The following is a 12927-nucleotide window of genomic DNA, read 5'->3' as shown; positions in this document are numbered from 1 at the left end:
CTCTCAGGTCTGTTGCATTGGTCACACTACTGGCAATCCGGATGACGGTTTCGGTGGCAATAAGCCAGGCTTGTATAAAAGCAATAATCCGGGAGGATGAATGATGTCAGCCAATATTGTCAGTGGCGAAAGCTTCGATCATAAAATCGCAGCCGTTTTTACCAGCGAGAGTGAAGCCCTGGATGCAGCCGAGCGGTTGCGGCAAAACACCCGCGTTCGCGATGCCCAGATCTTTATTCTCAACCCGCACGATCCTCATACCGGCAAAGGCCTGGAGCCGGAAGACAAAGGCATTTGGAAAACCCTGGTGCGCTCACATATCTGGTTGGGTGCCGCCGGCGCAGTAGCCGGGCTGTTACTGTTTGCGCTGCTGATGGCAATCGGCATTGCATTTATCACCAACAATGCCTACACCAGCGCGCTTATTTTGCTGGTTTTCGGTGCGGTAGGCGGCATGATGCTGGGTGGTCTATTAACCTTGCGGCCGGATCATGAGGCGTATTTGATGAATGCCCGCCAGGCATTAAAGGAAGGTAAATTCGTGGTGGCAGTACATGCTGCCAACAGCGAGCAACAGGAAGAAGCTGAAAAAATTCTGCATCAGAAAGCAGACGATACGACCCAATCGCTTTAACGGCGGGCCGTTAATTATGGCCATAAAAAAGGCGAGCCAGGCTCGCCTTAACAACATGATGAAACGTGTAAACCTTTAAGCAAACTCAGTTGCGACGCAACCGCGCAAGACCTAACAAACCCAGGCCCATCAGCATCAACAACATCGCAGATGGCTCCGGAACTTCACTTACCGGTGCAGCCGTCCAGTTGAACAAATGGTTATGCACCTGGCCTGAACCTGAGTAAGACTTGGCAGCCAAAGCACCGTCAAAATCATTCCACATGGTTACATCAGCATAAGGAGCCAACACCGAACCATTGATGCGGCTTGAGCCAAAGTTAATGCTGGTCGCTTCATAGAAGTTCCAGAGAATATTGCTGGCACCAATATTGTTGCTGTTGGCCCATGCCTGGAAGCCATTGTTAAAGTTCACACCGCCATTATTGGAGATGGACTTGCCACCCACGTTAATAATAACGGTAGAAGCAGAACCGGCATTCAATGACCAGTTGCTGTTCTGAGCAAACAGTTGGCTGCCATCCAGATTGAACACCGCAACACTGTCGCTACCGGTGTAGCTGAAACGCTTGTTGTTGTGGTCAGCAGTAAACAGATCGCCATTGCTCGGCAAGGAAGAGAAAAACGTGCTATCGGCATACAACTCTTTTGCCAACGCCTGGGTTTTGCCCGCCAGGGTATTGTCAGTAGTGTTACAAGCCTTGTTCTGATTCAGGCCGTTACCATTACAGTTAATACCGCCATTGTAAGCAGTGCCCGCCGCCAGATAACCGGCCTGAACGGTAACGCCATTGGAGGTAATTTTACCGGCTACTTCAACGCTGTTCTCGCGTGAAGATTTATCCATACGACTGCCAAACTCGGACCAGCCACCTTTAAGGTCGCCACCGATAAACGCCTGGTCATAAACATGGAGACTGTTGGCGTTAACATCGCCCAACACAATCAGGTTGTAGTTACTTAACGGCGTAGCGGATACAACGCTGGTCAAACCCAACAAAACAACACCCGTTAACACTTTCAAATTTCTTGCGATTGCATGCATACGCATATAAGTGGCATTCCTGTAGAAATAAAGCCTTGAGAGCCGTAAAATCGGCTCATTCGCTTGTAGTAAAGCAAATACTGTACCTGCGCCGAATTTTCCTTTTAGGCCATGCACTTAACAAACCGCATGAGAAGCAGATCACATTTTAATGTAAATCTGGCCGACATAACAGTAGGCGTCGAACAAAAAAACAGCAGTTCGATTGTTTTTGAATCCGCCGCATTTCGCACTCTTTTGATGATTTTAGCGACATTCCCGCACTAAAACTATTCTCTTTTTCAATTTTTTAGGATAAGCCGTTAGTGTCGATAAATTTAACAGTATAAAAGTGCTTTTTTACACTTTTTGGGCCCCGGTTTTATGGAATTCAGTTTTCCCGCCATAGGCATTCTGCGCAGCTGTTTCAATGAAAAATTTGCTACCCCGCGGCAACCGGGCCTGGCCGCGCATGCCACCGCACGATTGGAATTTTTGCCGCCTTACAATCAGCCGGAAGCACTGGAAGGACTGGAAACCTGCAGCCATATCTGGGTGCAATTTGTATTTCATGCCAACCAGCGCAAAACCTGGTCCGCCAAAGTGCGTCCTCCGCGCTTGGGCGGTAATCGCAGCATGGGGGTTTTTGCCACCCGCTCGCCGGTTCGTCCATCGCCAATCGGCTTATCGGTGGTAAAGCTGGAGGCGGTTCACTGCGAAGGCGACCGCTGCTGGCTGGAGCTGTCCGGCATCGACATGATTGACGGTACACCGGTGCTGGATATCAAACCTTATGTACCCTATGTAGACTGCGTGACCAACGCCACCAATTTTTTTGCCGACCAACCTCCGCCCCTGCTACCGGTAACCTTTGGGCATGAGGCAGAAACCCGTCTGGCGCAGCTGGAGCAGAGCAACAGGTCGCTTTATGGCAATTTACGGACATTGTTGGTGGAAGTGTTGCAACAGGACCCCCGCCCCGCCTATCAGCAACCGGATGCCGAACGTATTTACGGCGCCCGCCTGTGTGATGTGAATGTGCGCTGGCGCTATGACACCCTTTCAAACCCGCTTGTTATTGAAGTTATCGACATCAACTGAGCCTTTTTTGCCAGGGTCGATACTGTTAGCTTTTTACACATGAATAGATATTGGAAACCGATTTATGCCTCTTCTGAAAACACTCTGCATTGCCCTGCCACTGCTTACCCTGACCGCCTGCTCTGCCAACCTGCCGCAGGTGATGCAAACCGGGGCTGACGTTGCCAGCGCCTCCGGCTATAACAACCAGGCGCAGCTGGTGCGCGGTATCAAGGAAGCGCTGGAACTGGGCAGCACGAGGGCCGCTACGCAACTGGCGACCACCGGTGGTTACAGCCAAAGCGCTCTGTATCGCATTGCTCTGCCAGAGAACCTGCAACCGCTGGCCAAAAATTTGCGTCAACTCGGCCTTGGCTCGCAGCTGGATCGGGTTGAAAACCTGATGAACCAGGGCGCCGAAAAGGCCGCCGCCGAAGCCTCGGCAGTTTTTATTACCGCGGTTAAGAACATGACCATTACCGATGCGCTGGGGATTGTTCGTGGCAGCGACACCGCCGCCACCGACTATTTCCGCCAGCAAACCGAAACGATATTGCGTCAGCGCTACGCGCCCATCATCAAACAGAACCTGCAACAAATCGGCTTTTATAACCAGTATCAGCAATTGTTAAACACCTACAACCAGCTGCCGCTGGCTAACAAGCCGTCGCTGGATCTTGAACAACATGTGCTGGAGCAAAGCCTGAATGGCCTGTTCCGCCAGATCGCGACAGAAGAGAAACAGATCCGTAAAGACCCGATTGGTCGCGGAAGTAGCATTATCGGTGCTGTTTTTGCCCAATAATCGGGCAAGTGCGTCTTACACCGGGCGGCGCCTGTGGTATTATGCCGCCCTTCTTTTTATTCCGGTTTTTCCTTTCTTTTTCAGCTACCCGAATCAGCCCGTCTTCGAGGTTAAATATTCATGAGCAAAACGTCCCTGGACAAAAGCAAAATCAAATTTCTGCTGCTGGAAGGTGTCCATCAGTCAGCCGTCGATACCCTGCTGGAGTCCGGCTACACCAATATCGAATACCTGAAAACTGCGCTGGCAGAAGATGAGCTGATCGAAAAAATTCAGGATGCACATTTTGTTGGCTTGCGCTCACGCACCCAGTTGACCCGCCGCGTTTTTGAAAATGCGCCAAAACTGATTGCCGCCGGCTGCTTCTGCATTGGCACCAACCAGGTGGACTTGAAAGCCGCCCAGGAATTCGGCGTAGCCGTTTTTAACGCCCCCTACTCCAACACCCGTTCGGTGGCCGAGCTGGTTATTGCCGAAGCCATTCTGTTGCTGCGCAATATTCCGTCCAAGAACTTCATCTGCCATCGCGGCGGCTGGGACAAATCAGCCACCGGTTCCTACGAAATTCGGGGCAAAACCCTCGGTTTGATCGGCTACGGCTCTATTGGCAGCCAGACCAGCGTACTGGCCGAGTCGCTGGGCATGCACGTACAGTTTTATGATGTGGTTTCCAAACTGCCGCTGGGTAATGCGTCCCAGGTGCGCAGCCTCGATGAACTGCTGGCAACTTCTGACATCATCAGCTTGCACGTACCGGAAACCGGTGCCACCCGCAATATGATGGGCCGTCGTGAAATCGAGCTGATGAAAAAAGGGGCCATCCTGATCAACGCCTCTCGCGGTACCGTGGTTGATATCGATGCCCTGGCCGATGCAATCAAAGCTGGCAACCTGACCGGCGCCGCTATTGACGTATTCCCGGAAGAGCCCAAAGCCAATGGCGATGAGTTCATCAGCCCGCTGCGCGGCCTGGAAAACGTGATTTTGACCCCGCATATCGGCGGCTCCACCATGGAAGCCCAGGCCAATATCGGTGTAGAAGTGGCAGAAAAACTGATCAAGTATTCTGACAACGGCACCACCACCAGTTCGGTCAACTTCCCTGAAGTGGCACTGCCCGGACACCCGGAAGCACACCGCCTGTTACACGTTCATGCCAACGTTCCGGGTGTACTTTCTGCCATTAACAAGGTATTTTCTGACAATAACATCAATATTGCCGCGCAATATCTGCAAACCAATGATAAAGTGGGCTATGTAGTATTAGACATCAATTCCCCGTATAGTGAGGTTGCTCTTGAGCAGCTGCGCAATGTGGAAGGAACCATTCGTTGTCGCGTATTGTTCTGATTTACACGTTTCCGACTCAACGCTAGTCGTTGAGTCAACGGAGTTACACCGGTTTCCAGCCCGACGATCAGCAAGACGAGGGTGCGTTCCTCGGAGCAGCGCCCGTAAAAAAGCCGAAATCCTCACGGGTTTCGGCTTTTTTATTGGAAAAAATATAAAGGTTGCAGCCTCAAGGTGCCAACCAGCGCTCCATCTCGGCCAGTACCTGATTGCGATATTCAGGGCTTTCATTGATCAGCTGATGACCCGCATCAGGGATAAGGTGGATTTGGGCGGAGGGTATTTTCTGGCGGATCTGCTCAAGGTTGTAGCGCCAATCCACGGTTTTATCACCAGTCCCCTGAATCACCAGGATGGATTTGTCGAGTAATCTGGCGCAGCGCACGCTGTCGTGCCATAGCGCCATAGCGCCTACCCACTTCAGGGAAAGATAGCGGGATTGCAGGGGATCACCGGACTGGATAAAACGGGTAAACGCCGGATCGTGGGAACTATTGGACGTACCACGAGCCAGCCGGCGTAAAAACGGACGCGCCAGATAAAACGCAAACCGCCCCAGCTGCCAGCCACACGGCAAAATCAACGGGGCACATAACACGGTTTTTTCCAGCGAGACGTTGTCAGCGTTGTCGCCGAATCGCCACTGGTAGTTGAGCAACACCGAGCCGCCGGTACTTTGGCCAAAGCCAAAAAATGGAACAGGTAACAGATGGCGCACCCGGGAAAGGATATCCCTCAACACATCGCCATACTGGTCAAAGGAATCAATCGCCGCCTGCTCACCACTGCTCAGGCCATGACCCGGCAGGTCAAAGGTAACAACCGCCAGATCATGCTCCAGGGCAAAGCGGATGGCATGGCCAAAAATCCCTACATGGTCATAATAGCCATGGATAACCACCAGGGTTCCGCGCGGATTCTGCGGCAACCAGTAATGGGTGGCAATGCGAAAGCCACCGCTTTCCACCGCACCAAAGGCATGGCGCAAGCCGGGAAAATGCGCCTGAAAATCCAGCCCATAGGCGGCGAGGTAGTCGTGCGGCAAAGCGCTGCGAGCCCATTGTTCATCTGCCTGGATATCAAATTGCAGCAGAGGCATGTCTTCAGCCAGCCGGGTAAGCTGTGCAGGGGTCAACATCATAAGCAACTGTTAATCGTCAAATCCGAAACCATGAGCATAGCGCGGGATTGGTCGTCGGCATAGTAGAGGTTTGGAGTTGGATGGCAACGCACTTCGCAAATTCCCTCGCCTGACAAAACAATACTTTTCGTAATTATTCTCATTCTCCACAGCGCGCTTTTAGTACTGGCAGTTAACCTCTGCGTGGTTACTCGGCTCAGGTGCAGTGCTTATCATTTCTTTCGGCCCAGCGTATTTTACGGCAGCCTTTTCCTGCAGCGTTAATGGCAGTCATTTTGCGGTGTGGTGGTTTACAACTGGCTATCCGCCGGTGATTCTGCTTCAATCGGGACAGCGGCAAGCACTTCCACTATAATTTGCCTTCGATAACGATAAAGTTTCGGTTAATTCATGAAAGCGCATATTTTTAATATTCATGATGTCGTCCTGTTGATGACCATTGCAGAGTGTCTGCTGCTGGCAATTTTTCAGGCGGTGTTACCGGTCACCAACCGGTTGGCCAGCCTTTTATTGACCGGTTTTTTACTTTGTATTGCCATTGGCTCAAGCTGCATTCTGATTCTCTGGAACGGCTTCGTTCACATCACGCCTTTATTTGATCAACAATTACTACCCTACTTCCTGGTGGCCGCCCTGCTATTAAAAGGCCCCATCTTATATTTTTATGTTGTCGCGCTGACCCAGGAGGGTTTTAAATTAAAACCCTCACACGGGTGGCACGCAGCGCCGGTAATAGCGACTTTTATCTGGCTGGCGGTGTTTGGTATTGCCAGTGCCGATTTAAGTTTCCGCACGGTTGATAGCACCGCGCTTGAGCGGGAGCTGGTGAACTTTGTCTGGCATTTGGCCAAAATAGTGCCGTTTGTTTATGGCATTGCGGCGGTGGTGAAAACACGAAAATATTTCACCGAATTAAAAAACCAGTACTCCGATTTTTCCAGCACCGAACCTGGCTGGCTTAATGTTCTGACGATTGGTTTTCTCGCCAGCTGGGCGCTCAGTGGCCTCTCGCATATTATTGCGCAAACTGCCTCACCGGATGTTTCTGACAGTTTCGGTATTGCCGATAACTACATTATTTTTATTTTGATCAATGCGCTTTTCACCTACAGCCTGGTGTACGCCCACAAGCTGCTTACCACCCGTGAAGAACCCGCCCGGGATAAAATTGATGAGAAGCTGACCAGCAGCGCTATTGAAAAAGTGCAGCAAGGCATGGAAAGCCAGAAACTTTTTTTAAAGCAGAATTTGAATATTGAGGAGTTTTCGCGCCGGGTAGATTTGCCGGTAAAAGAAGTGTCTGCGGTTATCAATAAACATTACGGCACCAACTTCTTTGAGTTTATGAACAGTTACCGGGTAGAAGAAGCCAAGCGCCTGCTGATTGATGCCGATCACGCCGACATGACCATTCTGGATATTTTGCTTAAAGCCGGCTTTAACAGCAAATCAGCCTTCCATCGCTTTTTCAATCGGCTGGTGGGTATTTCACCCACGGAGTTCCGCAAGCGTGGTGTGCTTGAAAGTGGCGTTAAAGCGGGCGAATGAAAAGGCTTGCCAATAGTAATCCGTAGCTGTGACGAGTCAACTGCTCCTGCGTTGCGGCAACCGCGTTGCTCTAACTTCCGCCATCCATGGCGGGCGTCCCTGACTCGACAGTTTTGAAACAAGCTTCCTGACGCCAAACTTGCATTGTGCCAGCCCGGGGGTTCCAAGCAGCCAGGGACCTGCCAATAGCAAGACCTTTATTTTACCCAACGAATATTATCAAGTTGCACATGCACACCAGCCTGATTATCCCACGCGGGTAAAAAAACAAACGGCGTATTGAACGCCGCCAGATTGAAGGCGCTGTTGGTGCCTTCATGCTCTACCATGTCACGAACATCCATCCGGATGGTTTGCCATTCTCCCACCGCGGGTGGCGGTGTTAGTGCAATATCCGCAGTACCCGTTGACGGGCCGCTTTCCGCTTTTACGATAAGGGTTTGATTGCTGGCACCGTAGTCGATCACTTTAATATCAAATTCAAGATAGCCGCCGTCCAGAAAGGCAGTGGCGTTTTTCGGTGTGGTAGATTGAATAAACATTAATCCATTCTGGCCAGCCACTGAACCGAAACGTACATCAATCACTTCCCCACGTCCGGCAACCGCTACCCGGGAGACTTGTACATGACCGCTGTTGTTATCCCACGAGCCGATACCGAAATCCCAGTTGGGGCCAACACCACCTTGCTCGTAGATAGAAAAGGTTTGATCCAGTACCGACGTCACCCCTTCCAGCACCGGGTCAACACTACAAATGCCGGCGCACACAAAACGAATGTTATTCAAACGAACACTGGCTTTGCCATTGAAAGGCTCAATCACAAATGGATTGAGCACATGCGCAAAATCAACCGCACCCGGTTCAACATTATTCGGTTGCAGTTGATGCAAAGCGATAGCAACCGGCGTCCACTCGCCTACCGCTGGCGTATCAATGGCGACATAACTGACATTCGGCCAACCGCTGTCGAGTTTGATATGCAATTCGGTTTCAGGATCAATTGATTCTACAAACAGATCAAATTTCAACTCACCGTTGCTGGCCATGTTGGTGAGCTTGAAACCGTTTTTTACACCGTCTACCGCACTCATATCACCCGATGATAAAAAAGCATTCCCCGGCAAACCCGCAAATGCAATATTCCATGAATCGGCAAAGCTGACGGATACATTACCGCTACCATTATCCCAATGCGCCGGTTGCAGAGTATTGCTGACCGTGCCACCCTGGATAGAAAACTCAAGGGTTTGCGGCCCATCCTTGTAGAGAGAAATTTCTTTTTGCTGTGGTGCAGGCACACCTGGCAGCGGGGTTACTTCCGGGTTGATGGAAGTAGCGCAACCTTTACCCGTTTCCGGATCAAGGCTGCACTGATAAACCCGCACATAATCAATTTCCAGGGTTTGCGGGAATACTGTTTCTGCATTCGGGCTGCCGGGCCAATTGCCACCCACAGCAAGGTTCAACAGTAAATGGAAATTCTGGTCAAAAGGTGCTGCCGGGCTACCGGTAGTGAAACCTTTTTCATCGCCGCCCCAATAATAGGTGAACCAGCCATCCGATGTTTGCGTTGCAAAATGCACCTCGTCTACGTACCAGCGGATTTCACCTTCTTGCCATTCCACGGCGTAAGTATGAAAAACTTCCCAGGTATTTTGCGGTGGACTGTACTCGGTGCCGGTGTATTGATTATTAGGCCAGGTTTGTCCGTAGTGCAGTGTGCCATGCACGGTATTTTCAAAACCGGGCGTGTTGAGATTAACCGCTTCCAGAATGTCAATTTCGCCACTGAGTGGCCAACCACCGTAACGGTTTTCACTGGGCAGCATCCAGAATGCCGGCCAAATACCTTGCCCCTGCGGCAAACGTGCGTTAATTTCAATACGCCCGTATGTCCAATCGCCATTACCTTTTGAGCGTAAACGCGCTGATGAATAATCCCGCGTGACACTCGCACCAGGATAGCCCGGATCTTCCTCATTCAACGACGGGCCATCGGTGCTTTCCTTGAGTGCAACAATATGTAATTTGCCATCGGCAACATAGGCGTTGCGATCACTCTCTATGTAGCATTGCAGTTCGTTATTACCGCCACCCCAGCAATTTTTTTCGAACGACCATTTTTCACGGTCAAGGGTGTTGCCATCAAACTCATCAGACCACACCAGATTCCATAAGGAGGCAGGTTCGGAGCTGGCCTGGCTGGATGATGACGAAACCATACTGGAAGATGACGAACTGCTGCCTGGGGTAAAATTGGTTTTTGAATCACTACCGCACGCGGTTAACAACAAACAACCGGCACTGACGGCTAACCAGGGGACAGGGGTATATTGCTTTGTGACGTTTTTCATAGTTACCTCGTTTTATATCGTTATGGGTAAAAAGTGATGAAATAAAAATCACTCGACGTTTTGGCGATTGCTGCCAAAACGTCGATAAGGTGCTACTTGAAAACCATTAATCGCAAGAAAAATTGGCCTCTTTTTTAGTAATACGCACATCGTGCAACGACAGGGTGAGATCGCCATCCGTCATTAATACCAACGGTGACAACACCATTCCGGGACGGAATTGCTCTGATGCGAAACACGACAGCGGAACGGCCAGCTCAAACCACTCACCGGCGGTTTTTTCTTGTAGCGCAGCGGTAATATCGATGCTGCCCTGACAATCCTGACCGCAATACATACCGAGTAGCACAGCGCTATCGGCAGGTTTGTCCACTCGCATCTCCAGTTTCAGCACCGCATTTTCAGATAGCCATGGAGTAAGATCCGTGCGCTGATGCGAGGTAAAACTGACACGGCTTTGCTGGCCAGCGCGCCAGGTAATCTGGCGACTGTCTTCCTGTACATGGCGGTCCATAGCGCGTAGCGAAATGCTCTGCAATTGCGCCGAGCTGCCGGTCACGGTGAGATGATTATTCAATTGATCGGAAATGATCAGGTGCCAGGGTTCCAGGGGACGGTTATCAAAAATTCTTAATTCTTCCGAGGTATCCGCTAACACACTGCCCGCTTCTTCCGACAAATTATCATCCAGTGTGTCGCTCTCGCCCCAGCTTAAACCATAGCCGAAAGGAAACAACGGCGCGTAATTTTTATCGCCCAGGTTCAACGGCGTCTGATCCGGCGTTGCCGGCCAGGAGAATGACAACTTGCCTTTTACCGGATGATCCATATCACCGGCAGCGTTGCGGAAAATAACATCGGCGACACCGGCGCCTTCAGAGCCTGGCAGCCATACCACCATAAACGCGTCAGACGCATTCAGTTCACGGTTAACCCACAGCGGGCGACCGGTAATAAATAAAGCCACCACCGGGATATTTTCGGCACGGAATTTTTTCATCAACGCCAAACTGTTGTTGTCGGGCAACTTCAGGCGCTGAATATCACCCTGCATTTCGGCATAGGGATCTTCGCCAAAGACCACGATGGCTACGTCGGGTTTCTGCTGATAACTGCCATCTTCACTTAACCAGGCTTCGCCGCCAGCCGCGCTCACTTTTTCCTGAATACCGGCAAAGAGGGATACGCCATTGGGGAAGTCACTGTTGCTATTTCCGGTGCCTTGCCACGAGATTGTCCAACCGCCGGATTGTTTGCCAATATCATCGGCGCCATCGCCGGTTACCAATATTTTGGCGTCAGGTTTCAAGGGTAATAACTGATTTTTATTTTTCAGCAATACCAGCGATTCGCGGACGGCTTGTCGGGCAATATCACGATGTTCTGCGGCGCCCAGCCAGTTTTCTTTTCCGGAAAAATCCCGGGTGGACGGCGCGCCCTTTTCAAACAGACCGGCACGCACTTTAACGCGCAGAATACGCCGTACCGCATCGTCCAGACGGGCTTGCGAAATTTCACCGCTGTTTACTTGCGCAAGGGTGTTGGCGTAGAGTTCTTTCCAATCTTCATTGGGCGCCATAAACATATCCAGGCCGGCGTTGATTGCCTGGGCACAGCTGTTGCGGGTACAGCCGGGTACAAATTCATGGCCGCTCCAATCGCCAACCACGAAACCATCAAAGCCCATTTTTTCTTTCAGTACACCGGTGAGCAAATATTGATGGCCGTGCAGCGTTTCGCCCTGCCAGCTGTTAAACGATGCCATCACCGTTTGGCTGCCAGCGGCCAGTGCGGAAAAATAACCGGCAGCATGAATGTCACGCAGTTCTTCTTCTGAAATATCGGCATTGGCGCGATCTACCCCGCCTTGCGTACCCCCATCAGCAATAAAATGTTTGGCCGTGGAAACCACCCGATCCGCCGCCATAAATTGCGGGGTATTCGCTTCGCCTTGCAGACCTTTCACCATACGACCGCCATAAGCTTTCACGATGGCCGGGTCTTCGGAATAAGACTCGTAGGTTCTTCCCCAGCGATCATCACGCACTACCGCAAGCGTGGGGGCGAAGCTCCAGTCGATACCGGTCACCGCAATTTCCCGTGCGGTGGCAGCGCCAATTTTTTCGATCAAATCCGGGTTATTCATCGCACCCAGGCCGATGTTATGCGGAAAAATGGTCGCGCCAATCACATTGTTGTGACCGTGTACCGCATCGGTTCCCCAAATAATAGGGATAGCAATAGCTCCGTCACTGTCGTCCATGGACGCGTTATAAAAAGTATCCGCCAAGGCCACCCAATCACCAGGTTTTGCGTACTTGTTGTCATTCGGAAAAGCACCACCGCCATTTAATACCGAGCCAACGTGGTATTTTTTAATGTCTTCCGGCGTAATGTGCCGCAGTTCCGGCTGCATGATCTGGCCAACTTTTTCTTCCTGGGACATTTTTTCAAGCAGTGTATTAACACGTGACTCTATGGCGTCATCCCTTACCACATCACTTTTAATAGCAGGCCATTCAACTCCCGGAGCGTTAACAGGCAGATCTTTTTGGCCTGTATCTCTTTCACTGTCCGTACAGCCGATGAGTGTCAGAGCAGTGGCAAACAGCAAAATTTTTGACTTGGTCATTATGAATAATTCCCTGAATAAGATGGTGCCTTATCGCAATCACATAGGTGCATTAAGGTTTTATCGGGCCTGAATTAATTTTTTTAAAAAGGACTCCCGTCTGTAACAACCAGAGGGAGCCAACAAGAAAGCCCGCCAGAGAAAACCGGGCTGGCAAGCACCCGATTTTTCCGAGAGCGACCTGGAAGCACCTGACTTGCTCCCAAAGCCCGAATTGGTATTCAAACAGAAAGACATGCCCAATAAAGTCGACCGGCATGAACACCAATACTGGCATCATCGCAAGGCGGTCACATTCGGTCGTCCCATGTTGGATAAAAGTAGCAAGGTGGGACAATTTGCTGATAGTTATGCTG

The 12927-nt window shown here is 50.9% G+C and carries 9 protein-coding genes; 5 read left to right on the top strand and 4 right to left on the bottom strand.

Annotated features, from left to right (window positions below; translation table 11 throughout):
• Positions 1-100: 100 nt before the first annotated feature.
• Positions 101-634, top strand: coding sequence for a YrzE family protein (locus tag C4F51_RS02880; protein WP_193906995.1), 534 nt, complete (start codon positions 101-103; stop codon positions 632-634).
• Positions 635-719: 85 nt separating this feature from the next.
• Here the strand turns inward: C4F51_RS02880 and C4F51_RS02875 are convergent, their stop codons facing one another.
• Positions 720-1685 carry a choice-of-anchor A family protein gene (locus C4F51_RS02875; protein ID WP_193912300.1) on the bottom strand — a complete coding sequence of 322 codons (966 nt, stop codon included), beginning with the start codon at positions 1683-1685 and terminating at the stop codon, positions 720-722.
• 357 nt (positions 1686-2042) lie between these two features.
• Here C4F51_RS02875 and tsaA point away from each other — a divergent pair, with 357 nt between their 5' ends.
• The 3 genes from tsaA to serA all read left to right on the top strand — a co-directional run bounded on the left by tsaA (position 2043) and on the right by serA (position 4893).
• Positions 2043-2759, top strand: a complete 717-nt coding sequence (tsaA, locus tag C4F51_RS02870) for a tRNA (N6-threonylcarbamoyladenosine(37)-N6)-methyltransferase TrmO (RefSeq protein ID WP_193906994.1) — start codon at positions 2043-2045, stop codon at positions 2757-2759.
• Between the two features lie 64 nt (positions 2760-2823).
• Positions 2824-3543: a DUF4197 domain-containing protein gene (locus C4F51_RS02865; RefSeq protein ID WP_193906993.1), complete on the top strand. Its 720-nt coding sequence runs from the start codon at positions 2824-2826 to the stop codon at positions 3541-3543.
• 120 nt (positions 3544-3663) lie between these two features.
• The gene (serA, locus tag C4F51_RS02860; protein WP_193906992.1) at positions 3664-4893 is read left to right on the top strand and encodes a phosphoglycerate dehydrogenase; all 1230 of its coding nucleotides are present in this window, start codon (positions 3664-3666) and stop codon (positions 4891-4893) included.
• A gap of 169 nt (positions 4894-5062) precedes the next feature.
• On the opposite strand, the gene C4F51_RS02855 is transcribed toward serA, so the two are convergent.
• A complete protein-coding gene (locus C4F51_RS02855) occupies positions 5063-6034 on the bottom strand; it encodes an alpha/beta hydrolase (RefSeq protein WP_193906991.1) in 972 nt (323 codons plus the stop codon).
• Between the two features lie 390 nt (positions 6035-6424).
• Between C4F51_RS02855 and C4F51_RS02850 the strand changes: the two genes are divergently transcribed.
• A complete protein-coding gene (locus tag C4F51_RS02850) occupies positions 6425-7582 on the top strand; it encodes an AraC family transcriptional regulator (protein WP_193906989.1) in 1158 nt (385 codons plus the stop codon).
• A 197-nt stretch (positions 7583-7779) separates the two neighbouring features.
• Here C4F51_RS02850 and C4F51_RS02845 read toward each other — a convergent pair whose 3' ends face one another.
• Both C4F51_RS02845 and C4F51_RS02840 read right to left on the bottom strand, forming a co-directional pair.
• A complete protein-coding gene (locus C4F51_RS02845) occupies positions 7780-9939 on the bottom strand; it encodes a glycoside hydrolase family 16 protein (RefSeq protein ID WP_235992262.1) in 2160 nt (719 codons plus the stop codon).
• A gap of 106 nt (positions 9940-10045) precedes the next feature.
• Positions 10046-12571 carry a glycoside hydrolase family 3 protein gene (locus C4F51_RS02840; protein WP_193906987.1) on the bottom strand — a complete coding sequence of 842 codons (2526 nt, stop codon included), beginning with the start codon at positions 12569-12571 and terminating at the stop codon, positions 10046-10048.
• Between the last annotated feature and the right edge of the window lie 356 nt (positions 12572-12927).

The sequence above is a fragment of the Cellvibrio polysaccharolyticus genome (assembly GCF_015182315.1).
Taxonomy (GTDB): Bacteria; Pseudomonadota; Gammaproteobacteria; order Pseudomonadales; family Cellvibrionaceae; genus Cellvibrio; species Cellvibrio polysaccharolyticus.
This window is presented reverse-complemented; position numbering and strand designations above follow the sequence as displayed.